This window comes from Mesorhizobium kamtschaticum (genome assembly GCF_056174585.1).
On the sequence record NZ_CM149691.1, the window covers coordinates 4,482,083 to 4,505,563 of the forward strand.

The window sequence follows — 23,481 nt, forward strand, 5'->3', positions numbered from 1 at the left end:
CTTGCCGCAGCCCTAAGATGTCTGCGTCGAGGTGACCTTTGTCTCCGATCCGGAAACGAGACCTGTGTCAAATCCGCAAGCCTGGAAGTATTTTTGCGGTGATTGCCGAATTACGGCTGCTTGATGGTTGACGACACCATTTCGCCCGCTTTTACCGGGCCGTCAACTCACCAGACATTACAGTCCGTTACACACGCACCTTGACATAGCTGCCGGGAGCATCGCCCAAGGTTTTCATATGCTTGCCGGGTTTGCGGGCCGGCACGCGGGTGTTGTCCTTGGCCTCTATCCAGCTTTGCCAGTGTGGCCACCACGAGCCCGGATGATCAGTTGCACTGGCTATCCACTGGTTGAAATCGCCGATCGGCGCACCGCCGGTCCAGTACTGGTATTTGTTGGATGCAGGTGGATTGACGACGCCGGCGATATGGCCGGATCCCGCCATCACGTAGTCGACCTTGCCGCCGAAAATATTCGAACCGAGGAAGACGGACAGCGCCGGCGCGATGTGATCTTCCTTCGAGGCGAGGTTGTAGACCGGGATGATGATGTCGCCCAACGAGACCGTGTGGCCGGCGAGTTCCATCGTGCCCTGCGAAAGCGTGTTATCGAGGTAGCAGTTGCGCAGGTAGAAAGAGTGGTTGGCTGCGGCCATGCGGGTCGAATCGGCGTTCCAGTAGAGCAGGTCGAAGGGCAGGGGATCCTTGCCGCGCATGTAGTTGTTGATGACATAGGGCCAGATCAGGTCGCCGGAGCGCAACATGTTGAAGGCGGTCGCCATCTTGGTGCCGTCGAGATAGCCCTTTTCGTTCATCGACTTTTCCACCGCCGCGACCTGGTCCTCGTCGACGAACACTTTCAGGTCACCGGCATGGGTGAAGTCGACTTGCGTGGTGAAGAAGGTCGCCGACTTGATGCGGTCGTCGCCCTCCTGCGCCATCAGCGCCAGTGCCGCCGCCAGTAGCGTGCCGCCGACGCAATAACCGATCGCGTTGACGTCGCGTTCACCGGTGGCCCTCTCAATCGTGTCGAGGCCGTATTGCAGGCCCTCGCGGATATAGGCCTCCCAACCCTTGGCGCCGTGGCGTTCATCCGGATTGATCCAGGAGATGACGAAGACGGTGTGGCCTTGCTCGATCGCCCAGCGGATGAAGGATTTCTGCGGGTTGAGGTCGAGTATATAGAACTTGTTGATCCAGGGCGGGCAGATCAGCAGCGGGCGCTTAAGCACTGTTTCCGTTGCGGGATCATACTGGATGATCTCGGCGACATCGCTGCGGCCGACCACCTTGCCGGGCGTGGTGGCGATGTTCCTGCCGATCTCGAAGGGCGAATAGTCGGCCTGGCGCATTTTCAGGTCGCCCTTGCCGGCGGCGATGTCCTCGGCCAGCATCTTCATGCCGCGCACCAGGTTCTCGCCGTTCGAGGCGACGGTTTCGCGGAACAGTTCCGGGTTGGTCAGGATGAAATTCGACGGCGAGATGGCGTTGGACACCTGCTTGACGTAGAAGCTCGCCTTGTGGCGGGTGTGCTCGTCCAGACCTTCGGCGTGATCGACCAGTTCGGACGCCCAGCGCGAGGTGACGAGATAGGCCTGCTTGAGGAAATCGAAGAAGGCGTTGCGGCCCCATTCAGGGTCCTGGAAGCGCTTGTCGCCACGCTCCGGCTTGACCGCGTCGTCGGGGCCCTCGGCGTTGGGACTGACGCGCTGGATGGCGTTCGCCCACACGGTCATATAGCCGGCGAACAGCCGCGTCTGCGCTTCGAGTGCGCGCTGCGGGTCGGCAAGCCAGTATTCGCTGAGCTTGGAGAAGGTCTTGACCATGTCGACGACCGGCTCGGCGACGTGGTCGCGCACTTCGCCGCGTTCGCGCGGTTCGGCCCAGGCGGACGCCGCCTTGCCGGCCTGCTCGACCATGCGCGCCATATTCAAGGCAAAGCGTTCCGGATCCTTCACCAGATATTGCTCGACGGTCGAAGGCTCGTCATGTTCCGTTTTGCCCGAATCGGGTGCTTTGGACATGGGTCGCGGGGTTCCTCCCGAAGCGTTTTCTTGACATAGTAACATGGGACATCCGACAGGGTCCAATCTCGCTCTACCTCGGCTGCCAAGGAAACAATATGACGATTAATATTGGCGAGACTGTTTTTTTGGTGCCGCACGGTTTTGCCGCATCGGCGCGGCGATCGTCCTGTTGGGGATCGCCGGGTGTTCGAGCACGAACAGCAGCGGTCCGGTGCCCATGGCCGACAATGCAGGCCCGAAGGACACCGGCACGTTTCCGAACCTGAACATCCCGCCGAAAGTGGCGAACAAACAGTTCACGCCAGCCGAGACGAACGCCAAGCTCGCCGAACTCAAGGCCGCCGAGAACGCGCAGGGCGCCAAAAGCGGTGGCGGCGCTGCCAGCAATCAGGCGGCGCTGACGGACCTGGCCAAGAAGCATGGCCCGCAGACGCTGAAGCAGATCGAAGGCAAATGCGACCCCGCCCTCGACCCTACCTGCAAATGAGTATATAGCGCGCGCCCAACACTCCTTTTGCTGTCTGGAACTGCCATGGAAGAGTTTCACAAGGTTCGCCGGCTTCCGCCTTACGTGTTCGAGCAGGTCAACCGGCTCAAGGCCAGCGCCCGTTCGCGCGGCGCCGACATCATCGACCTCGGCATGGGCAATCCGGACCTGCCGACGCCCAAGGCCATCGTCGACAAATTGTGCGAAGTGGTGCGCGATCCGCGCACGCATCGCTATTCCTCCTCACGCGGCATTCCGGGCCTGCGCCGCGCGCAGGCCGCTTACTACGCCCGTCGCTTCGGCGTGAAGCTCAACCCCGACACGCAAGTGGTGGCCACGCTTGGCTCGAAGGAAGGCTTCGCTAACATGGCGCAGGCGATTACCGCGCCCGGCGACGTCATCCTGTGCCCGAACCCGACCTATCCGATCCATGCCTTTGGCTTCATCATGTCCGGCGGCGTCATTCGCTCGTTGCAGGTCGAGCCGGACGATGGTTTCATTCCGGCGCTGGAACGCGGTGTTCGCCACTCGATCCCGAAGCCGCTGGCGCTGATCCTCAACTATCCGTCGAACCCGACGGCGCTGGTCGCTTCGCTCGATTTCTACAAGGACGTGGTGGCCTTCGCGAAGAAGAACGACATCATCATCCTGTCCGACCTTGCCTATTCCGAGATCTATTTCGACGGCAATCCGCCGCCTTCGGTGCTGCAGGTTCCGGGCGCGATCGATGTCTGCGTCGAGTTTACCTCGATGTCGAAGACCTTCTCCATGCCCGGCTGGCGCATGGGCTTTGCGGTCGGCAATGAGCGGCTGATCTCGGCACTGACCAGGGTGAAGTCCTATCTCGACTACGGCGCTTTCACACCGATCCAGGTGGCGGCGGCCCATGCGCTCAATGGCGACGGCGCCGATATCGCCGAGGTGCGTGACATCTACCACAAGCGCCGCGACGTGATGGTCGATGCCTTCGGCCGTGCCGGCTGGACCATTCCGGCCCCTGCGGCCTCGATGTTCGCCTGGGCGCCGATCCCCGAGCCGTTCAAGCATCTCGGCTCGCTCGAATTCTCCAAACTGCTCATCGAGCACGCCGACGTGGCGGTAGCGCCTGGTGTCGGCTTCGGCGAACATGGCGACGATTTTGTGCGCGTGGCGCTGGTGGAGAACGAGCACCGGATCCGCCAGGCGGCGCGCAACATCAAGCGCTTCCTGTCGGCCAGCGCCAAGCAGCCCAACAATGTGGTGCCGCTGTCCGCCCACCGGTAAGCAAAAATTCGATCTGATTTGAGGGGCGTCGCCTTCCATGGCTGAAGCATTGCGTGTTGGAATTGCCGGTCTTGGCACGGTTGGTGCGTCGGTGGCGCGCGTGCTGCGCGACAAGGCGGCTGAGCTGACCCGGCAATGCGGGCGCGACATTGTCGTGTCAGCGGTTTCGGCGCGCGACCCGAAACGCGACCGTGGCGTCGATGTCAGTTCGGCAAAATGGTTCGACGATCCGGTCAAGATGGCGCAGAACGCCGATATCGACGTGTTCATCGAACTGATCGGCGGCGACGAAGGGCCGGCGCGCCTGTCGGTGAAGGCGGCACTCGAAGCCGGCCGCCATGTCGTCACCGCCAACAAGGCGCTGCTTGCCAAGCATGGCGTGGCGCTGGCCGAGATCGCCGAGAAGAAGGGTGTGCTGCTCAACTACGAGGCGGCGGTGGCAGGCGGCATTCCCGTCATCAAGACGATGCGCGAGGCGATGGCCGGCAATTCGGTCACCCGCGTGTTCGGTATTCTCAACGGCACCTGCAACTACATCCTGACCCGCATGGAGGCCGAGGGCATCTCGTTCGACGCCTGCCTAAAGGACGCGCAACGGCTGGGCTACGCCGAGGCCGACCCGACCTTCGACATCGAGGGCCATGACACGGCGCACAAGCTGTCGATCCTGACCAGCCTTGCCTTCGGCACCAAGATCGCCGCCAATGACGTCTACATGGAAGGCATTTCCAACATCACCCAGGCCGACATCCGCGCGGCCGGCGATCTCGGCTACCGGATCAAGCTGCTCGGCGTTGCCCAGCGCACCGAAAGCGGTATCGAGCAGCGCGTGCATCCGACCATGGTGCCGACGGCCTCCGTCATCGCGCAGGTGCACGGCGTCACCAATGCGGTGGCGATCGAGACCGACATTCTCGGCGAGTTGCTGCTCTCCGGCCCCGGCGCCGGCGGCAACGCCACGGCCTCGGCCGTCATCGGCGATGTTGCCGATATCGCCAAGAGCCGGCCCGGCTTCCAGCATGGCCCGGTCTTCGGCCGGCCGGCGAAGGAGTTGCGGCCCTACAAGAAGGCGCAGATGCGCAGCCATGCCGGCGGCTATTTCATCCGGCTGACCGTGCATGATCGCATCGGCGTCTTTGCCGCGATCGCCAAGCGCATGGCCGACAACGATATTTCGCTGGAATCGATCGTCCAGCACGCAATCAGCGGCGAGGCGGCGGCGCAGAAGACGGTGATCCTGGTGACGCACGAGACCACCGAGGCCGCCGTGCGCAAGGCCGTGGACGGCATCACTAAGGACGGTCACCTGACCGACAAGCCGCAGGTCATCCGCATCGAGCGGGCAGGGTAGCTCCGTCCCCGGGGAAGAATCCCCGCCGACCTCGCGGTCGATCCGATTGGCGACCAGCCGCGAATAAGCCGGAACGAAATCGTTGCGGCGCCGTTCTCTTGGTCAGCAACCAAGGGAGCCACTTCATGGCCGATACCAACAAGTCCGACACCCCTCAAATCGACGATATCCAGAAAACGCTGGAAAAACAGATCGCTGAACTGCGCAAGGAGATCACCAAGATCAACAAGAGCATTTCGGCGCGGGGCGCGGAAATGCTCGATGACGCCAGCGAGCAGGCTTCGGATTTCTACGAGACGGCGGCGGCGCGTGCATCGCGCACAGCACAGCAGTTGCGCAGCCAGGCCCAGGCGGTGTCGGAAGTCGCCCGCGAAAACCCGGGCACGACGACGGCCGTGGTCGGCGTCATCGGCCTGCTCGGCTTTCTGGCTGGAATTGCCGTCGGCCAATCTTTGAACAATGACACGTCGCGCCGCTGGTATTGAGCGCGCCGGCCTTGAGCCGGTTTCCGTTTCAAGAAATCATTTCTAGGAGGGCATCATGGCTTCATCCATGCTGATCGGCATTCTGATCACATTTCTCGTCATCATTCTCGTTCTCTATCTGGTGCAGCGCCTGCCGCTCGACGCCAGGATGCGACAGATCGTGCAGATTATCGTCATCATCATCGGCATCATTTCGCTGCTCAAATACCTTGCGGTTTTCTAGATCGCGAGACCCACAATTTGGGCGTCTTCAAAGTGGCCCGGTCGTTTCCGGCCGGGCCACAATCTTGTTGGGAATGCGCTTCAATCGATTGATATTGCTGACCTTTCGATAAAACATTCGGCAGGTCTTGCCGTTGTCATGCTCGTTTGACAAAACTGGCGCGCCTCCGGCGGGAGGCGCCGTGCGAACGAGGATTTCCCGAAAATGAATGTGGCCCAGAACATTGTCGCCGGTCTTGACCGGATACTCACCATGGAACTGGTGCGCGTCACCGAAAGGGCCGCCGTCGCGGCCGCCAGGCTGCGCGGGCGCGGCGACGAGAAGGCGGCGGACCAGGTCGCCGTCGACGCCATGCGCCAGGAGCTCAACCGCCTTGCCATCAAGGGCACGGTGGTGATCGGCGAAGGCGAGCGCGACGAGGCGCCGATGCTCTATATCGGCGAAGAGGTCGGCACCGGCAAAGGACCCGCCGTCGATATCGCGCTCGATCCGCTCGAAGGCACGACGATCTGCGCCAAGAACCTGCCCAACGCGCTTGCCGTCATCGCCATCGCGGAGAAGGGCAGCCTGCTGTTCGCGCCCGACGTCTACATGGACAAGATCGCCATTGGTCCGGGCTATGCCGAAGGCGTCATCGACATTGATGCCTCGCCGGCCGCAAACATCGCCAGCCTGGCGCGGGCCAAGGGCGTCGCGGTGACTGATATCACCACCTGCATCCTCGACCGGCCGCGCCATGCCAAACTGATCGAGGCCGTGCGCGCCACGGGTGCCGCCATCCGGCTGATCGGCGACGGCGACGTCGCCGGCATCATCCACACCACCGACCCGGAAGAAACCGGCATCGATCTCTATCTCGGCACCGGCGGCGCGCCGGAAGGCGTGCTGGCGGCGGCCGCACTGCGCTGCACCGGCGGCCAGATGCAAGGCCGGCTGATCCTCGACACGCCCGAGAAGATGGCCCGCGCGGCGAAGATGGGCATTTCCAATCCGAAGCGGATCTATCATGCGGAAGACATGGCGCGCGGCGACGTGCTGTTCGCGGCCACCGGCGTCACCGACGGCAACATGCTGGCCGGCGTCAAGTTCGGCCGCACCTATATCACTACGCACACGATCGTGCTGCGCTCGTCGTCACGGACCGTGCGGGAGATCAAGGCCCGGCACCAGGATCTGGATAAATTCTAGACGTGCTTGCGAAGCCGCACCGCAGTTGCTAGCCCTTGGCTGCATCTGAACCCTGGCCGCGCAAGGATTGACGATGAATGCGTTCGACTGGCACGCGGATCCGATTTCGCGTGCCACGCCCATCACGAAATCCTACCGCAACACCCAGAATGCGCGCCGCTTTCTCACCCGCGAATGCGGCGATACGTTCAGGTTCGATCGGTCGTTCATGGCCTGGCTCAAGGACGGCCGGGAAAAGACGATGGGGGATGCAGCCGACGAATGGGTCCGGCGCCAGGCTGAAAAGCGGAAAGCGTAGTTTTTCTTGAATTTTCCCGCGATGCCACCCGCCGCGAACCGCCTGGCTTTGCCCGGCTTCAGGCTGTTGTTTGTGCATGTCGTTGTCCCAAAACCGCTGCACGCTTTTGGGCGACATGCATTATCCTGCGGCCAACCATGAATTGGCAAAGCGCATGATGGGGGACAAGCGCCTCTTCCTCGATGTCAGGCAGTCGGCGACCGGTCTCTCCTGGGAGCATCGGCTGACCGAACGGCAGGACATGGTCGCGCTTGCCATCGCGCAGGGCCATGGCGTGCCCGACATCGTCGCGCGCGTGCTTGCCGGACGCGGCGTGACCGCCGATGAGACCGAGCGCTTCCTCGATCCGACGATCCGCGACCTGTTGCCGAATCCGGCCTCGCTGACGGACATGGACAAAGCCGCCACCCGCATCGCCGCGGCAGTGATGGCGAGGGAGAAGGTGGCGATCTTCGGCGACTACGATGTCGACGGCGCCGCCTCGTCGGCCTTGCTGAAGCGGTTCCTGGCGCATTTCTCCATACCGTCGGAAATCTATATTCCAGACCGTATCTTCGAGGGCTATGGCCCCAATCCCGATGCCATGCGCGAGCTCGTCTCGCGCGGCGCGACGCTGATCGTCACCGTCGATTGCGGCACCAACAGCGCCGTTTCCGTCGATGCGGCCAATGAAGCCGGCGCCGATGTCGTGGTGCTCGACCACCATCAGGTCGGCGGCGCCTTGCCGGCGGCAATTGCCGTCGTCAATCCAAACCGTGACGACGATCTTTCCGGGCAGGGCCATCTCTGCGCCGCCGGTGTCGTCTTCCTCGCCCTGGTGCAGACCGCAAAGATCCTGCGCGGCCTGAGCGATGTCGCGCCGCCCGACCTGCTTTCGCTGCTTGATCTCGTGGCGCTTGCCACCGTCTGCGACGTGGTGCCGCTCACCGGCATCAACCGAGCCTTCGTCGTCAAAGGGCTGCAAGTGGCGCGTCAGCAGAAGAATGAAGGGCTGGCCGCATTGGCTCGGGTTTCGCGCATCGGCGAGCCGGTCAGCACCTTCCATCTCGCCTATCTGATCGGTCCGCGCATCAATGCCGGCGGGCGTATTGGTGATGCCGCTCTCGGCAGCCGGCTGCTTGCGACGGACGATCCGGTCGAGGCGCGGACCATCGCCGAGACGCTCGACCGGCTGAACCAGGAACGGCAACAGATGGAGCAGGAGATGCTGGCCGCGGCGCGTGCCGAGGCCGATGCCGAACTCGCGGGTGGCAACGGACCGGCGATCGTCGTCACCGCCAGCAACAATTGGCATCCCGGCATTGTCGGCCTGCTCGCCTCGAGGCTGAAGGATCATGCGCGCCGGCCGGCTTTCGCCATCGCCTTCAACGCTGTGGGCATCGGTACCGGTTCGGGTCGTTCGGTGTCTGGTTTCGATCTCGGCCGATTGGTGCGTGAAGCCGCCGATGCCGGGCTGATCGTCAAGGGCGGCGGCCATGGCATGGCGGCCGGCATCACCGTTGAGCGCGCCAAGCTGGGCGAACTCAGGGCATTCTTCGAGGAGCGGGCGGCCGCCGACGTGTTTCGGCTGCAGGACGAGGAAAGCCTGGCGATCGACGGTGCGCTTGCCGCGGAAGGCGCGACGCTCGGCCTGCTCGATGCGCTGGAAAAGGCCGGTCCCTTCGGCGCTGGTCACGTCGCACCGGTTTTCGTGCTGCCGCGCCATCGGCTGGCCGACGCCCGGCCGGTCGGCACCAACCACATCCGCTGCGAATTGCAGTCGGACAGCGGTGGCCGCATCCAGGCGATCGCCTTTCGCGCCGTCGACACCGCACTTGGCGAATTCCTGTTCAAGAACCGGGGCAAGACCGTGCATGTCGCCGGCTCGCTGTCGGGCAATTACTGGAATGGCAACCGCACGGTGCAATTTCGCATTGTCGATGCGGCGCGGGCGTAGCCGCGCCTGAAGCTACCCAGTTTGGCTGACCGGCGCATAACGCAGCAGCGTCACGCCCTGGGGGAGGCTTTCCGTGCCAAGCGGCCTCAACGCCAGCGACAGGCCGGACTGGAAGTATGGCTTGCCGCCACCCAGCACGACCGGGTGCATGTACGGTCACTGTCGAGCGGCCTATGATCGAGCTTGCTTTCGAAATTCGCCCGGCGCCATTCCGGTCGTTTTGGAAAAGGTGCGGCTGAACGAAGCGACATCCTGGTAGCCTACGCGATAACAGATCTCCGCAATGCTCAGCTTCGTTGCCTCAAGCAGGGACCTTGCCATTTCTAGCCGCTTTTCCTGGATCCATTTTCCCGGTGTCGTCTTGAGCTCACTGGCAAATCGGCGTGACAGCGTTCGCGCAGACACACCAAGCCCCGCCGCCAGAACGTTCAGATCGATTTCACGTATCTTGTCTTCCGCGAGTTCACGCAGTCTGTTCTCCAGTGGATTGGGTTCTTTCGGAGGGTCTTCGAGAGGAAATTCGTAGGGGCTTTGAAATTTGCGCGAAGGTGGAAGAACCAGGAGTTTTCGAACGATCCGCTCCTCCTTCGCGAAACCCAGATCGGCCAGCAAGGCTTTGGCGAGTTCCAGCCCGGAAAATCCGCCGCCGCAGGTGTAAAGGCGACCGTCGCGGACAAGCATGCGCGAAGAGTCCCATTCGACTTGCGGAAATCGGCTGATTGCGTGGGACTTCAGCCACCAGGATATCGTCGCACGCTTGCCGTCCAAAAGACCCGTGTCAGCGAGCAGATAGCATGCGCCGCAGTGTGCCGCGATGATTGCTTCCTGTTGTCGCGCGAGTGCGATCAGCGGCTTTGAGTGTTCGCTCTCCTTCTCAAGCGAGCGGAGAAGCTCGGGAATCTCGACACCCGGCATCGCGATGAGAATCAACACGTCCATTTTCCGGGACGGAAGCGTCTTCGTCGGAAAGGAAATTCCCGTCGTCGACATCGCCGGCGATGCCCTGGAAACGAACTCGCATGAAAGAACCTGTGAGCCGCGGACGTCATTCACGAGCTGGAACATTTCGGCCAGCGTCGAGACAACCGCCGAATAGAAATCGGCCGGCAGCCAGATCACGACATGGATGCACCTGTCAGCCATTCGCGGCACTCCCGGTATCGTCTTCGTTGGATGGCAAGTTTAGCACAATCTTTGTCAAAAATGCCAATTCCGAAATAGGCTCGGCGTCTCCAGCATGGGCAACACGCGGATCTCGCTGACCAAGAGCGGACTGCGCAATCCATGGCTGGGACAATCACAAATGCAGAAATCGCTGAATCAAACCGATACGGGCGCATTGAGTACACCGGACTCAAATGTCGTCGCACAACCGCCACGCTGGTCCGGGCTCAGGCTCGCGCTGCTGGCCTTCGCGCAGTTCATAATCGCGATCGACTACAACATCGTCTATGTCGCCCTGCCGGATATCGGCCGGGATGTCGGCTTTACCACCAGCCGCTGCAATGGGTGGTGAGCGCATACGCCGTGGCCTTTGGCGGTTTTCTCTTGCTCGGCGGCCGCGCGGCTGACCGGCTTGGCCCGCGGCGCATGTTCATTCTGGCGCTCGTGCTCTATGGCATTTCGTCCTTTGCAGGTGGATTTGCCCCCGACGCGCTCACGCTGGTGGTCGCTCGGGCAGTTCAGGGCCTGGGCGGGGCGCTTCTCTTTCCCGCAACACTGGCGCTGATCAACACGAGCTTCGCGGAAGGTGCCGAACGCAACCGGGCGCTGGCGGTCTGGGGAGCAACAGGAAGCGGTGGTCTGGCGGCCGGTGCGATCATCGGAGGCGTCCTGACCAATGGCTGGGGTTGGCAAGCGGTCTTCTTCTTCACCGTACCATTGGCTTTGGGCGCTGCCCTGATCGCCGCGCCGGCGTTGCTGGCGCCCGATCCGGTGGGCAAAGGCCAGAGGCGAGGGTTCGATCTTCTGGGCGCGCTGGTTGTGACGGCAGCCGCGACGTTGCTGGTGTTCGGCTTGGCCCGCGGGCCTGAAGTGGGTTGGACTACGGTTCGCAGCGCCGGATCGCTTGTGGTTGGCGCGCTGCTGCTCTGTGCTTTCATTCTCATCGAGAAACGCGTGCGTGACCCGCTCGCGCCGTTGCGGCTGTTCGCCAATCGCAGCCTCGTCACGGCCATGAGTGTCAGTTTCTTTCATCACATGGCGCTGAGTTCCGGTTACTACCTTCTCACGACCTATTTTCAGAACCTGCTCGGTTACAACGCACTCGCCGCCGGCTTGGCATTCGTTCCGCTCGGTGTGCTGGCGATGATCGGTGGCGGGAAGGGCGCGGCGCTGCTGCTCGACAATTGGGGGACACGCGCCACGATGTTCACCGGCATGCTCATCTATGGGCTCGGGCTGGTGGCGATTGCTCTTGCCCTGTCGCCAGGCGGTTCGTATTGGGCCGTGCTGCCCGGCATCCTCATCTATGGTTTTGGTGGTGGCATCGCCTTTACGACGCTGTTCGTAGCCGCCGCTTCCGGAGTTGCCGCCAACGAACAGGGCGTGGCGTCGGCGCTGGGGTCGACCTCCCTGCAGATTGGCGCGGCATTGGGTCTGGCCGCCAGTCTTGTCGTCGCCAATGTCGGTTTGGGTGGCGAGGCGGCCAGCGCAACGGATGTCGTCAATGGATTGCGTATGGCGGGATTGTTTGCCGCGGCCGCGGTTTTCCTTGGTGCGGTCCTGGCTCTGATGCTGAAGCAGAATCCAGCGATACCTAGGGATGCCGCCAAGTCTGCCGAAGCCGCCAGCTGATCCGGCTCAGTCGGGGTGCCTGGAGCGCGTCGCATCGAGCCGACGCGCTCCAGCTGTTTGCATGCATCTGGCGATATGTATCAGGCCAAAACGCTCTGCAGCCGGCTCAGTTCGCCGATCTGCGCCATCGTCGCCTGGTAGCCGAGCTGGATCGCCTCGTCGGCGCGATGGAACTCGGTGAGGCCGATATGGCTGAGCTTGGGCTGCAGCGACATGTCGGGCGGATCGCCGGCCAGCCTGGCGCGCGAGATGCGGTCCTGGATGATGTTGAAGGCTTCGACCATGACGCCGGTGATGCCGAGGCGCGTCTGATGTGACTGGTGCTCGGCGTCAACACGGCCGGCGCGCGGCGCGTCCTTTTCGACGACCAGTTCGCCGGCGCTGTGCTTGATCACGGCGGCGCGGCCGAACAGGTCGTAGTGAAGATTGACCGCCACGACGAGCGGCTGCTCGTAGGCGCGGCAGACCGATACCGGCACCGGATTGACCAGGGCGCCGTCGACCAGCACACGGCCGTTGCAGTTCACGGGCTCGAACACGCCAGGCAGTGCATAGGAGGCGCGCATGGCGGTGATCAGCGAGCCGCTCGACAGCCAGATTTCGTGGCCGGTGCGAATTTCGGATGTGACGGCGACGAACGGCTTGGGCAGATCCTCGAAACGGATACCGGCCATATGCTCGCGCAGTCGTGCATCGAGCTTCATGCCACCGAAGAGGCCGCTGCCACGCAGATTGAGATCGAGCAGCCCGAAGATGCGCCGCTTGGTCAGGCTGCGGGCGAACTCTTCCAGCTCATCCAGTTTGCCGGCGAGATAACAGCCGCCGACCAGCGCGCCGATCGAGGTGCCGGCGATCATCGAAACTTCAATGCCAGCTTCATCGAGCGCGCGCAGCACGCCGATATGGGCCCAGCCTCGGGCGCAGCCACCGCCAAGGGCGAGCGAAATGCCTGTTTTCTTTGCCGGTTTTTGCTCGGACGCGCCGCCGGACGAAGCGGGGCCGTTGGCCTCCCTTACATCCGGTCTGTTACGCAATGACGCCCACTCGAGCATCACGATCTCCCTTGTCCCAAGGCTAATATACGGACGGGCCGTATCGAAATGATGAATCTGTGTGGTTGGTGTGAGGCAGAAGGTTCAAGACGATGGCTTTCGATACGTGGTTTCCGCATCGAACAGCGGCTTGCTGCCGTCGTCAACAAGCGTCCCCTTGCCGTCGACCAGCCCCACCGTCCGATAAAAGCATGAACGCCGGCCAGTGTGACAGGTTGCGTCGTGGCCCAACACTTTTACGCGAAGCCACAATGCGTCCTGATCGCAGTCGGTGCGCATCTCGACGACGTGCTGGAAATTGCCCGAGGTCTCGCCCTTTTTCCAAAGCGCATTGCGCGAGCGCGACCAGTAGTGGGCGATGCCCGTCTCCAAGGTTAGCGCGAGCGCCCGCGCATTCATATGCGCGACCATCAACAGCACGCCGTCTTCGGCATCGGTGACGACGACGGTGACAAGACCGGCGGCGTCGAAGCGCGGTGAGAACACCGCGCCTTCTTCCAGGGCCTTCTTGTCTGACGAAGCTTTGGGAAATTCGAGTGCCGACATCGCCGGTCTATTTTCCTGCTGACCGTGATGCCGGCGACGGGCTCACGCCCCGCCGCCGCGCACCATGGTGACAAACCGAACCTGCTCCTCGGGCGTATCCTTGAACACGCCGGTGAAGGTGGAGGTGAGCGTGGTCGAGCCCTGCTTGCGGATGCCGCGCATCGCCATGCACATGTGCTCGGCCTCGATCATGACGGCGACGCCGCGAGGGTTGAGCACATCCTGGATGACGCCGGCGATCTGCGCGGTCAGTGCTTCCTGCGTCTGCAGGCGATGGGCGAAGATATCGACGACCCGCGCGATCTTGGAGAGGCCGACGACCTTACCGTCAGGCAGATAGCCGACATGCGCCTTGCCGATGATCGGCACCATGTGGTGCTCGCAATGCGAATGGAATGTGATGTCCTTGACGATGACGAGATCGTCGTAGCCGGCGACCTCCTCGAAGGTCCGGCCGAGTTCCTCCGCCGGGCACATGTCGTAGCCGCCGAACATTTCGCGATAGGCCTTGGCGACGCGCTTGGGCGTGTCGATCAGCCCCTCGCGGTCCGGATTGTCGCCGGTCCAGCGCAGCAATGTGCGCACGGCGGCCTCGACTTCGGCTTCGCTCGGCCGGTCGGTGACCGGCTTTTCCATGTAGGCGGACTGGGGCATGAGTTTCTTGATGACGGCATCCATAAAAGGCGTCTCCCGTAGTTCCTCTCCAAGGAGGAACGAGTTGAACGGACCACGACCTTTCGGTGTCGGAAACTCGCCCCGTTTCCAGCCCCGTAAGCGGCGTGAACTTCCCGGCCAGGACAGCGGCGCTCATGCCTTGTCGATACCGGACTGCCAGCATTATATAAGATCGTAGCGAGTGAAAGGAAGACGCAGCAGCGGCAATCGCTGTTCGCTTGGCGGCGACGGATTGGAAAAATATGATCAACGACGTCTACAATGCGAAAATTCTCGGTTTTGCCGGAAACATCGCCCGCATCGGCCGCCTCGATCATCCTGACGCGACCGCCAAGGCGCATTCGAAGCTGTGCGGCTCGACCGTTACCGTCGACCTCAAGATGGAAGACGGCGTGGTCACCGACTTTGCCCATGACGTGAAGGCCTGCGCGCTTGGCCAGGCGTCGTCCTCGATCATGGCGCAACATGTCGTCGGCGCGAGTGCCGAGGAATTGCGCGCGGTGCGCGACACCATGCTGAAGATGCTGAAGGACGATGGCGCTCCGCCGGAGGGACGCTTCGCCGACCTGAAGTACCTGGAGCCGGTGCGCGACTACAAGGCGCGCCATGCCTCGACCATGCTGACCTTCGACGCCGTGGTCGACGCCATCGGCCAGATCGAGAAGAAGCGCGCCGAAGAAGCGGCCTGACCTTGCGGTTTCCGCTTTTCACGATGCGCGGCCGCTCGCGGCACTGTTCCTTCCATGGCTTGGTGTTCGTCTGGAGCCTTGCCAGCGTATTCGCGTCGAGCTGCGGCTCGAGCCGGGCCGACGTGGCGACCACGCGGGACATCGGCGATTATCTCATGAAGGCTATCCAGGTCTGTTGGAACATGCCTGCAAACACCACGAGCGTTGCACGCGTTCAGATCAGCCTGAACAGGGACGGATCGCTCGCCGGCCCGCCAAAAATCATCAGCCCCGTGACACCGCCGCTGGACAAGGTTGCCGTGGCTGCGGTTCGGGCTATCACGCGCTGCGCGCCATTTCCGGGGCTGATACCCTATGCGGCCCACTATGATCTGTGGCGCGATGTCGTCCTCACATTCAATCCGGCAGAAGCCCCGCCGGCTGGGCCTTCGAAGGTGGATGCGAACGACATCGACAAATTTCTCGGAAAATACAAGAAGTCAAAGTAGCTGAAGCCAGGCTCGGGAACCGGTTCAAGCAGTTGCTTCCAGGGTCCGTCTGCTTTCGGCAAATTCGCTTCTCAGCCAGTCTGCGAAAGCCGCGGCTGGCTCGGAAAGATCGCGCAAATTCCTGGCCACCAGCCAGTAGGCGCCGGATGCAACGTCGATATCGAATGGCTTGATCAGCGCGCCGGCTGCGACTTCCCCACCGATCTGCAAGAGATCGCCGAGCGCCACGCCATGCCCGAGCAGGGCGGCCTGCTTTGAAAGCGATGCGTCCGCCAGCATGGGACCCCGCGCCGGCACGGCATCTGCGGGCACGCCGGCTGCTTCGAACCAGCGCGCCCAGCCCTGGCGATTTTCCTCGTGCAAAAGTGTGTAGCGGGCGAGGTCGATCGGCTTCTCAAGGGGAGGGCCCGAGGCGAGCAGCGCTGGCGACAGAACCGGTGAATCGACGGTCGAGGCAAGCCGCTCGGCCTGACTGCGAGGCCAAGAGATGGCATGGGCGCTGAAGCGTAGGGCAAGCTCGGGCTGATCGCTGCGGAATTCGATCAGCCTCGGGTCGACTTCGAGCGAGACGTCGATGTCGGGTCGCAATTGGCGAAACCGGTTGAGCCTGGGGACCAGCCAGACGGAGGCAAGCGACGGCTCGACGCTGACACGAACCACGGACTGCGCGGGGACAGCGACCAATTCCGAAAGCAGTCTGTCGATGTCATCGAAACTCCTGACCAATTGGGCGAGCAACCGGCGGCCCGCATCCGTCAGTTCGACGCGGCGATGGTGACGTTCGAACAAGGGCTGGCGCAGGAAGGTTTCGAGCTCGCGGATTTGTCGGCTGATCGCCGCCTGCGAAACGAAAAGCTCCTCGGCGGCCCGGCTGAAGCTCAGATGCCGGCCGGCCGCCTCAAAACTCCTCAATGCCGTCAATGGCAGGCGTCCGCGCTTCATTTCGCATAATCCAGGGTTATCCGAAGTGGAAATTATACTCGTTTGAAGGCCAAGGCCAGCGGCGGTCTAATCGCATCAAAGGAGACCGACCATGATCCAGTTCCTGAGCATCTTCGGCGATGTGATGCGGATCGCAACGTTTCAATGGCGTGACGAAAGGCATCATGCAAAGCGCAGCGAGGAGCCGGCCAGCCCCGGCCGCTGGGCGCCTCCGATCGACAGGCAGCCATTTCGCCGCTTCCGTTCATGACGGCACGGGGGACAAGGGGCGGGGATTGCGTTCTCATGACGAAGCTCACATCTATCGCGGGACAGAACGCGATACGGAGACTGCGGTGCACGACCCGCATGGGCATGCCCATACTGCCAGACCGCCGGGGCGCGGCCGCAACTGGCCCGGCCCATGGCGCAAGACGCCTGGCCGTCTCCTCGGCACGTCGTTCGTGCGCCTTTACCAGCTGACTTTGTCCGGCTTTGTCGGCAATTCCTGCCGGCATTTGCCGACCTGTTCGGAATACGCGCATGAGGCGATCGCCCGCCATGGCCTGTGGGCGGGCGGCTGGATGGGATTTTTCCGCGTGCTGCGCTGCGGGCCCTTTGGCACGCATGGCATCGACCTGGTGCCGGAAGTGCTGGCGGACCGCTACGTCTGGTTCATGCCCTGGCGGTACTGGCGGATCGGCAAAAAAGGCGGCAAAACCGACAGCTGAGGATAGTCCGGAAACGGGTGGCGTCGCTTGTGGGCCGAGGCGACACTAAGACCTCCAGAATTGGAGGTTTGCCATGATGTCGCTGTTTCTTGCGATCCACATCCACGCTGCAAAACGGGGCGATGGATTGCTGCCCGAATTTCTCGGAACAACGCCGCAGCCGCGCGACGTGCCGAAAGCTATGAATGAAAGCCCAACCAGCTCCAGTCGGGTTACCAAAGGCGCTTCAGAACCTGATCCTCAACCGCGCAAGGCCGTTCGAAGGCCGGTCATCCTCTAGGCTGTGTTTACGATCCGGTAGGGTTAACGCAAGCGTGCACAAAGACTGCGCATTTGAGACAAAATCGAGACAAGAGACCCCGCTAAGCCGCTCGCGAACACCCCTTCTGGAGCGAGCATCAATGCGTAACATCGACCGTCTTCCCTTTATCCTGGCTGGAGTCCTGTTCCTGCTCGCCTGGTTGCTGGGGTTCCCGATGCGCGCGCAGTCGGCGCCGCTTGGGGATGTGCAGTGTACGTTGATTGCCGATGCGGCGAGCGGCAAGACGCTCTATCAGGACGGCACTTGTGACCAGCGGTTCAGCCCTGCCTCGACGTTCAAGGTGCCGCTGTCGCTGATCGGCTATGATGCCGGGATCCTGAGCGACGAGCATACGCCGACTTGGGGTTACAGACCCGAATTCAACGCGGTGAAACGGGATCAGAAGACTGTCGATCCGGTGATCTGGGAACGGGATTCGATTATCTGGTTCTCCCGCGAGATTACGCGCCGGCTCGGGGCGGAGACCTTTGCCGGCTATGTCTCGAAACTCGGCTACGGCAACAATGACGTCTCCGGCAATCCCGGCAAGAATGACGGCCTTACCCATTCCTGGGTGAATTCCTCGCTCAAGATCACGCCGGTCGAGCAGGTCGATTTCCTGCGCAATCTGCTGGCGCGCAAGCTGCCGGTTTCAGCCAAGGCCTACGACATGACGTCAGCCATCATCCCGACATTCAAGGCCGGAGGCTGGACGGTGCAAGGCAAGACCGGCAGCACAAGGCTGGCTAGCGATGCCGACAAGATCAGGGACAAGCGTTCGCTCGGCTGGTTCGTCGGCTGGGCGAAGAAGGACGGCCAGCAGATCGTCTTTGCGCGTCTTATCGTCGACACCAAGCGCACCGATGTGCCGAAGGGCTGGAGCACACGCTCCGGGTTTCTGAAGGACCTGCCGCTGCTGATGAAATAAATTGGTCAGACGCTTCGGCGGGCACGGATGATGTGACCGCCGGAATTGCTCGTCGCTGCCTTCGGTGCTCCGGAAAAGCGGGCGGCAATATCGCCGCTCTCGATATCTTCGATCTCGTCGAAGCCGAGGTCGGTCAGGGATTTCGCCAGGTCGGTTGGAACAAAGAAGCTGATCCATGGCTCCCCGACAGCGGCGACGCGCGCCGCATGGAAGGCCAGCGCAGCCTGTCCCGCCGCATCGCGGTTCTCAGCCGGTTCGCTGTAATCGAACACGGCCTCCGAGCCTGGGACGCCGGCAATCCAGGACAGCGTTTTGAAGATCGCTTCTTTCGTCAGGTAGGGCACGACCCCCAACCACATGAAGAAGCTGGGCTCGGTCGACTGCAAACCGGCCGCGGCCAGTTCCGCGGACAGGCTTTGCCGCTCGAAATCGACTGGCACGAATCTGGTGGCGGGTGGCTCGGCAAGACCGCTGTCGGCAATGCATTTGCGTTTCCAGGCTTGCGTGGCCGGGTGGTCGACTTCGAATATCCTGAGATCCGGATACGGATTGCGTAGCGAAAAAGTGTCGAGGCCGGCGCCAAGCACGACGAGCTGGCGGATGCCGCGACGGACCGCCGCCGCCAGCCAGTCCTCGGCGAAGCGGGCGCGCGCGGTGACGAACAGGCGCATGCGCCGTCGGCGCTCGTCTTCCTGCTCGAGCTCCTGTGCCGTGGGCGCGGCTTCACCCAGAATCGCGATTGCGTAGGGATCGCGAAACAGCCCCGCCTGCGGTGAAAACTGATGCAGGGCCCTCATGCGTGCGACGCCAAGGGCGGTTCGGCTGGGTGTTGCGTGTTCCATATCGACAATTCCAGACGATTGCGGGGATGTTCGCAAGCCTGGGCGACGGACCTGCGACATCTCTGGCGACATTTCCTGACGGCCAGGCCAATCAGCGCTCTTTACCTGGCCCGGCAGTGCCTCTAAAAACCGCCCGCTGCCGTTTGTCCATGTGATTGGCGCATCCGGCTTTACCCTATGCATGTCGTAACCCCAAAACCGCCATACACTTTTGGGTGACATGCATTTCAACCACCCGCGCTCGTTTGCGGGACTGGATAGGAGAACCAAATGCTGAATTCCGTTTCCCTGACATTTCCCGATGGCTCCGTCCGCGACTACGACGCGGCGATGACTGGTGCAGGCCTTGCCGAATCGATCTCGAAGTCGCTGGCCAAGAAGGCCGTCGCCTACGCCATCGACGGCACCGTGCGCGACCTCTCCGACCCGCTCGGCAAGTCCGGCAAGGTCGAGATCATCACCCGTGACGACGCGCGCGCTCTTGAGCTCATCCGTCACGACACCGCGCACGTGCTGGCGGAAGCCGTGCAGGAGATATGGCCGGGAACGCAGGTGACCATCGGGCCGGTGATCGAGAACGGATTCTATTACGACTTCGCTCGCAACGAGCCGTTCACGCCCGACGACTTTCCGGTGATCGAGAAGAAGATGCGCGAGATCATTGCGGGCAACAAGCCGTTCACCAAGGAGGTCTGGTCGCGCGACCGGGCGAAAAAGGTGTTTGCCGACAAGGGCGAGCGCTACAAGCTCGAACTGATCGACGCTATTCCCGAGGACCAGTATCTCAAGATCTACGCGCAGGGCGACTGGTTCGACCTTTGCCGTGGCCCGCACATGGCCTCGACCGGCCAGATCGGCAACGCCTTCAAGCTGATGAAGGTGGCCGGCGCCTATTGGCGCGGCGATTCGAACAACCCGATGCTGACGCGCATCTATGGCACGGCCTGGGCGGACCAGGCGCAGCTCGATGCCTACCAGACGATGCTGGAGGAGGCCGAGAAGCGCGACCACCGCAAGGTTGGCCGCGAGATGGACCTGTTCCATTTCCAGGAAGAGGGGCCGGGCGTCGTCTTCTGGCACGCCAAGGGCTGGAAGATGTTCCAGAACCTGGTCAACTACATGCGCCGCCGTCTCGACGAGCAAGGCTACCAGGAGGTCAACGCGCCGCAGGTGCTCGACAAGAGCCTGTGGGAAACGTCGGGCCACTGGGGCTGGTATCGCGACGCCATGTTCAAGGTGACGGTCGCCGGCGACGATACCGACGACGACCGCGTCTTTGCGCTCAAGCCGATGAACTGCCCGGGCCACGTGCAGATTTTCAAGCATGGGTTGAAGTCTTATCGCGATCTGCCCGTAAAACTTGCAGAATTCGGCAATGTGCATCGCTATGAACCATCGGGCGCATTGCATGGACTGATGCGCGTGCGCGGCTTCACGCAGGATGACGCGCACATCTTCTGCACCGAAGAGCAGCTCGCGGCGGAATGCCTGCGCATCAACGATCTGATCCTGTCGACCTATGCCGATTTCGGTTTTGAAGAGGTCAGCGTGAAGCTGTCGACACGGCCTGACAAGCGCGTCGGCACCGACGAGGCGTGGGATCATGCCGAGGCGATCATGGGCAATGTGCTGGAGACGATCAGGACGCGGTCGGGCAACCGGATCAAGACCTCGATCAATCCGGGCGAGGGCGCCTTCTACGGGCCGAAGTTCGAATATGTGCTGAAGGACGCCATCGGCCGCGAATGGCAGTGCGGCACGACGCAGGTCGATTTCAACCTGCCGGAACGCTTTGGCGCCTTCTACATCGGCTCGGATTCGGAAAAGAAACAGCCCGTCATGGTGCACCGCGCCATCTGCGGTTCGATGGAGCGTTTCCTCGGCATCCTGATCGAAAACTATTCCGGCCATTTCCCGCTGTGGTTCGCACCGCTGCAGGTGGTGGTGGCGACGATCACTTCCGAGGCAGACGGCTATGCGACCGAGGTGGTGGCAAAGCTGAAGGCTGCCGGGCTTCTGGCGGAAGCCGATCTGCGCAACGAGAAGATCAACTACAAGGTCCGTGAGCACTCGTTGGCCAAGGTGCCGGTCATCCTCGTCTGCGGCAAGCGCGAGGCGGAGGAACAGACGGTCAACATGCGCCGGCTCGGCTCGCGCGACCAGGAATCGCTTGGCCTTGCCGAGGCGATCGAACGGCTGACCGAAGAAGCGATCACACCCGATCGCCGGCGCAAGCGCGCCGCCTGATTGAACAGCACTTGGTGATGGCGGTGGAGTGATCCACCGCCATTTTCATATCCCTGTCACGCCGATCTTGTAACGAATCGCTATGCTCAAGCTGAAATTGCGCGAAAAACCATTTCCCGAACTTTCCTACGCCAATCCGCACCAACCGGTGCTAACGCGCTGGGTCATCCATTCCATTGAAGGCCTGTCGGGGCGCGACCGTTATGCCGCGCTCTATGATTTCTGGCGCCGCCAGGTGGTGCCATCAGGTGAGCGCGTGTTCAGCCGCATGCTCGACCTGATCGACGTGCGGATACGGACCGCCGACCAATGGCCGCCGGCGCCATTGCCGGACACACCGCTGGTGATCGTGGCCAACCATCCGTTCGGCATCGGCGACGGCATTGCCGTGCTGTCTCTGGTAGAGCAGTTGGGGCGGCCGTTCCGGGTGATGATCCACAAGGACCTGCTCAAGATCCGCGAGATGGAGCCCTATTCGCTGCCAATCGACTTTTCCGAGACCAAGGAAGCACTGAAGAACAACATGGCCGTGCGCCATGAGGCGGTGCGGCTGCTCAGGGAAGGCGTCACCATCGTGGTGTTTCCCGCCGGTGGCGTCGCCACCGCGCCGAAGGGCTTCGGCCGGGCACGCGACCTGCCATGGAAGATGTTTCCGGCACGCCTGGTCCAGGATGCCAAGGCGTCCGTCATTCCGATGCATTTTTCCGGACAGAATGGCAGGCTGTTCCATCTGATCAGCGGACCGATGAACATGGCCGAACGCGACGGCCGCGTGGCTAAGTTCGTCGGCAAGGCCTCACTGACACTGCGCCTTTCGATGCTCATCCACGAATTCGCGCGGCTGTCCGGCAAGGCGATCGACGTGCGCGTCGGCGATGTACTGAGCTGGAGCGAACTGGAGCCGCTGCGCGACCGCAAAATATTGCTCGACCGGCTTTACCGCGGGGTGTTCGATTTGGCGCCGCCGGCACCGCGCCGCCGCATTCCCTTCCTGCCGGCACGCACGAAACTGGCAGCCTAAGGCTAGTCCGCGCCTTCCTCGGGGTCCATGGCCGCGGCTTCGGTCGCCAGAACCTCGATTTCCTGGTTCTGTCCGGCCACGACGGTGAAATCCTTCTGGTAGATGCGGTCGCGGTTCTTGGCGATGATGGTGTAGTCGCCTTCGGCAAGCACCATCGAGGCGAAGGCGCCGACGGTCTCCTTGATGGGATCGCCGGATTCGTTGAGCAGCGACCAAGACGTGTCGGCGATGGCTTCGCCGCCGACTTCGCGCACCAGCTTCATGGTGATCTCGGCTGCGTGGTGCTCGACGGTGGCTTCAGTCAGCTTGCCGGCCTCGACGCGGATGTCGGAGCGGATCACCGCGTTGACCGCGCCGTAGGTCGAGACGACGTGGTAGATGCCGGCATTGAGCCGCACGACACTGTTGGGCTCGACATCGGGAATGATCAGCGCGCGGTCGCCATTGGCCTCGGCGGTGCCCTCATAGATCGAAAAGCGCAGTTTTTTTGGCGGTATGCGCACGCCGCCGGACAGAACGGCATCGAGCTTCAAACCGCCAGCATCGAGCACGAGGCTTTCCCGCTTGGCTTCCTTGCCGACCGTGATGCGCTTGGTGGCGCCGGCGCGGCCGTAGGAGGCATGAACCAGATAGCTGCCAGGTTCGAGCTGGAAGACGGCGCTGCCGCCATGCGCGGAGGCGACCATCGGCAATTTTCCGTTGACGGCTTCGGGCTTGAAGACACGCCAGACGAGGCCGCGGGTGATGTCTGTGCCTTTGTCGGTCAGCTGGGCCGACAAAGTGATGGCGCCACCGCCACCAAGCGCCAGCGGAGTTTCGCTCTTCGGCGTCGCATAGCTCGAAATTCCGGGAAGTTTCAGGTCGCTGACGCCGTCCTTCTCCTGCGCAGCAGCCATCGAGACCGGCAGCAGGAACAGCGCGGCGCAGAGCCAGACCAGGAAAAGACGCAGTCGCCCCTCAAACATGCCTTGCGTTGAAGCCCATGGC

Annotated in this window: 26 protein-coding genes; 18 read left to right on the plus strand and 8 right to left on the minus strand. The window is 62.4% G+C overall.

The genetic code is table 11. From position 1 onward, the window contains the following. Window positions 1-187: 187 nt before the first annotated feature. Entirely contained in the window at window positions 188-2,023 is a 1,836-nt protein-coding gene (phaC, locus tag AC0V7N_RS22180; RefSeq protein ID WP_496627257.1) for a class I poly(R)-hydroxyalkanoic acid synthase, read from the minus strand. 220 nt (window positions 2,024-2,243) lie between these two features. Here phaC and AC0V7N_RS22185 point away from each other — a divergent pair, with 220 nt between their 5' ends. The 8 genes from AC0V7N_RS22185 (at window position 2,244) to recJ (ending at window position 9,257) form a co-directional block, all read left to right on the plus strand. Continuing rightward, entirely contained in the window at window positions 2,244-2,513 is a 270-nt protein-coding gene (locus AC0V7N_RS22185) for a hypothetical protein (protein ID WP_475460439.1), read from the plus strand. A 45-nt stretch (window positions 2,514-2,558) separates the two neighbouring features. Beyond that, complete coding sequence (locus AC0V7N_RS22190; protein WP_475450511.1) at window positions 2,559-3,776, plus strand: LL-diaminopimelate aminotransferase; 1,218 nt, start codon at window positions 2,559-2,561, stop codon at window positions 3,774-3,776. A 37-nt stretch (window positions 3,777-3,813) separates the two neighbouring features. Beyond that, on the plus strand, window positions 3,814-5,127 hold the full coding sequence (locus AC0V7N_RS22195; protein WP_475450512.1) for a homoserine dehydrogenase: 1,314 nt from the start codon (window positions 3,814-3,816) through the stop codon (window positions 5,125-5,127). Between the two features lie 125 nt (window positions 5,128-5,252). Further along, window positions 5,253-5,612, plus strand: coding sequence for a hypothetical protein (locus AC0V7N_RS22200; RefSeq protein WP_475450513.1), 360 nt, complete (start codon window positions 5,253-5,255; stop codon window positions 5,610-5,612). 55 nt (window positions 5,613-5,667) lie between these two features. Next, complete coding sequence (locus tag AC0V7N_RS22205) at window positions 5,668-5,835, plus strand: Thivi_2564 family membrane protein (protein ID WP_081293949.1); 168 nt, start codon at window positions 5,668-5,670, stop codon at window positions 5,833-5,835. A 204-nt stretch (window positions 5,836-6,039) separates the two neighbouring features. Continuing rightward, entirely contained in the window at window positions 6,040-7,023 is a 984-nt protein-coding gene (gene glpX, locus AC0V7N_RS22210) for a class II fructose-bisphosphatase (protein ID WP_475450514.1), read from the plus strand. A gap of 73 nt (window positions 7,024-7,096) precedes the next feature. Continuing rightward, window positions 7,097-7,321 (plus strand): DUF6434 domain-containing protein, encoded by a 225-nt coding sequence (locus AC0V7N_RS22215; protein ID WP_475450515.1) that lies wholly within the window; start codon window positions 7,097-7,099, stop codon window positions 7,319-7,321. Window positions 7,322-7,475: 154 nt separating this feature from the next. Beyond that, on the plus strand, window positions 7,476-9,257 hold the full coding sequence (gene recJ, locus AC0V7N_RS22220) for a single-stranded-DNA-specific exonuclease RecJ (protein WP_475460441.1): 1,782 nt from the start codon (window positions 7,476-7,478) through the stop codon (window positions 9,255-9,257). A 171-nt stretch (window positions 9,258-9,428) separates the two neighbouring features. Here the strand turns inward: recJ and AC0V7N_RS22225 are convergent, their stop codons facing one another. Next, window positions 9,429-10,400, minus strand: a complete 972-nt coding sequence (locus tag AC0V7N_RS22225; RefSeq protein WP_475450516.1) for a GlxA family transcriptional regulator — start codon at window positions 10,398-10,400, stop codon at window positions 9,429-9,431. 94 nt (window positions 10,401-10,494) lie between these two features. On the opposite strand from AC0V7N_RS22225, the gene AC0V7N_RS22230 reads away from it, so the two are divergent. Together AC0V7N_RS22230 and AC0V7N_RS22235 are read left to right on the plus strand one after the other, a co-directional pair. Next, a complete protein-coding gene (locus AC0V7N_RS22230) occupies window positions 10,495-10,773 on the plus strand; it encodes a hypothetical protein (protein ID WP_475450517.1) in 279 nt (92 codons plus the stop codon). Window positions 10,774-10,805: 32 nt separating this feature from the next. Beyond that, window positions 10,806-12,053 carry an MFS transporter gene (locus AC0V7N_RS22235; protein WP_496627258.1) on the plus strand — a complete coding sequence of 416 codons (1,248 nt, stop codon included), beginning with the start codon at window positions 10,806-10,808 and terminating at the stop codon, window positions 12,051-12,053. An 80-nt stretch (window positions 12,054-12,133) separates the two neighbouring features. Here the strand turns inward: AC0V7N_RS22235 and AC0V7N_RS22240 are convergent, their stop codons facing one another. The 3 genes from AC0V7N_RS22240 to folE form a co-directional block, all read right to left on the minus strand. After that, window positions 12,134-13,105, minus strand: a complete 972-nt coding sequence (locus AC0V7N_RS22240; RefSeq protein ID WP_475450519.1) for a patatin family protein — start codon at window positions 13,103-13,105, stop codon at window positions 12,134-12,136. 84 nt (window positions 13,106-13,189) lie between these two features. Beyond that, window positions 13,190-13,651 (minus strand): phosphoribosyl-AMP cyclohydrolase, encoded by a 462-nt coding sequence (gene hisI / locus AC0V7N_RS22245; protein ID WP_475450520.1) that lies wholly within the window; start codon window positions 13,649-13,651, stop codon window positions 13,190-13,192. A gap of 42 nt (window positions 13,652-13,693) precedes the next feature. Continuing rightward, the gene (gene folE / locus AC0V7N_RS22250) at window positions 13,694-14,329 is read right to left on the minus strand and encodes a GTP cyclohydrolase I FolE (protein ID WP_183451676.1); all 636 of its coding nucleotides are present in this window, start codon (window positions 14,327-14,329) and stop codon (window positions 13,694-13,696) included. A gap of 239 nt (window positions 14,330-14,568) precedes the next feature. On the opposite strand from folE, the gene AC0V7N_RS22255 reads away from it, so the two are divergent. Both AC0V7N_RS22255 and tolA read left to right on the plus strand, forming a co-directional pair. Next, complete coding sequence (locus AC0V7N_RS22255; RefSeq protein ID WP_475450521.1) at window positions 14,569-15,015, plus strand: iron-sulfur cluster assembly scaffold protein; 447 nt, start codon at window positions 14,569-14,571, stop codon at window positions 15,013-15,015. Between the two features lie 23 nt (window positions 15,016-15,038). After that, window positions 15,039-15,503 (plus strand): cell envelope integrity protein TolA, encoded by a 465-nt coding sequence (gene tolA, locus AC0V7N_RS22260; RefSeq protein WP_496627259.1) that lies wholly within the window; start codon window positions 15,039-15,041, stop codon window positions 15,501-15,503. Between the two features lie 24 nt (window positions 15,504-15,527). On the opposite strand, the gene AC0V7N_RS22265 is transcribed toward tolA, so the two are convergent. After that, entirely contained in the window at window positions 15,528-16,445 is a 918-nt protein-coding gene (locus AC0V7N_RS22265) for a LysR substrate-binding domain-containing protein (protein ID WP_475450523.1), read from the minus strand. A 91-nt stretch (window positions 16,446-16,536) separates the two neighbouring features. Here AC0V7N_RS22265 and AC0V7N_RS22270 point away from each other — a divergent pair, with 91 nt between their 5' ends. From AC0V7N_RS22270 to blaOXA, 4 genes are all read left to right on the plus strand, one after another. Then, complete coding sequence (locus AC0V7N_RS22270; RefSeq protein WP_475450524.1) at window positions 16,537-16,695, plus strand: hypothetical protein; 159 nt, start codon at window positions 16,537-16,539, stop codon at window positions 16,693-16,695. An 85-nt stretch (window positions 16,696-16,780) separates the two neighbouring features. Then, window positions 16,781-17,155, plus strand: coding sequence for a membrane protein insertion efficiency factor YidD (yidD, locus tag AC0V7N_RS22275; protein ID WP_475450525.1), 375 nt, complete (start codon window positions 16,781-16,783; stop codon window positions 17,153-17,155). Window positions 17,156-17,228: 73 nt separating this feature from the next. Then, on the plus strand, window positions 17,229-17,435 hold the full coding sequence (locus AC0V7N_RS22280) for a hypothetical protein (RefSeq protein ID WP_475450526.1): 207 nt from the start codon (window positions 17,229-17,231) through the stop codon (window positions 17,433-17,435). Window positions 17,436-17,556: 121 nt separating this feature from the next. After that, window positions 17,557-18,384 carry a class D beta-lactamase gene (gene blaOXA, locus AC0V7N_RS22285; protein WP_475450527.1) on the plus strand — a complete coding sequence of 276 codons (828 nt, stop codon included), beginning with the start codon at window positions 17,557-17,559 and terminating at the stop codon, window positions 18,382-18,384. Between the two features lie 5 nt (window positions 18,385-18,389). Here blaOXA and AC0V7N_RS22290 read toward each other — a convergent pair whose 3' ends face one another. Next, complete coding sequence (locus AC0V7N_RS22290) at window positions 18,390-19,181, minus strand: SAM-dependent methyltransferase (RefSeq protein ID WP_475450528.1); 792 nt, start codon at window positions 19,179-19,181, stop codon at window positions 18,390-18,392. Window positions 19,182-19,496: 315 nt separating this feature from the next. Here AC0V7N_RS22290 and thrS point away from each other — a divergent pair, with 315 nt between their 5' ends. Both thrS and AC0V7N_RS22300 read left to right on the plus strand, forming a co-directional pair. Further along, complete coding sequence (gene thrS, locus AC0V7N_RS22295) at window positions 19,497-21,473, plus strand: threonine--tRNA ligase (RefSeq protein ID WP_475450529.1); 1,977 nt, start codon at window positions 19,497-19,499, stop codon at window positions 21,471-21,473. Between the two features lie 82 nt (window positions 21,474-21,555). Then, complete coding sequence (locus AC0V7N_RS22300; protein WP_496627260.1) at window positions 21,556-22,494, plus strand: 1-acyl-sn-glycerol-3-phosphate acyltransferase; 939 nt, start codon at window positions 21,556-21,558, stop codon at window positions 22,492-22,494. Between the two features lie 2 nt (window positions 22,495-22,496). Here the strand turns inward: AC0V7N_RS22300 and AC0V7N_RS22305 are convergent, their stop codons facing one another. Next, complete coding sequence (locus AC0V7N_RS22305) at window positions 22,497-23,459, minus strand: RgsD C-terminal domain-containing protein (RefSeq protein WP_475450531.1); 963 nt, start codon at window positions 23,457-23,459, stop codon at window positions 22,497-22,499. Window positions 23,460-23,481: the final 22 nt, after the last annotated feature.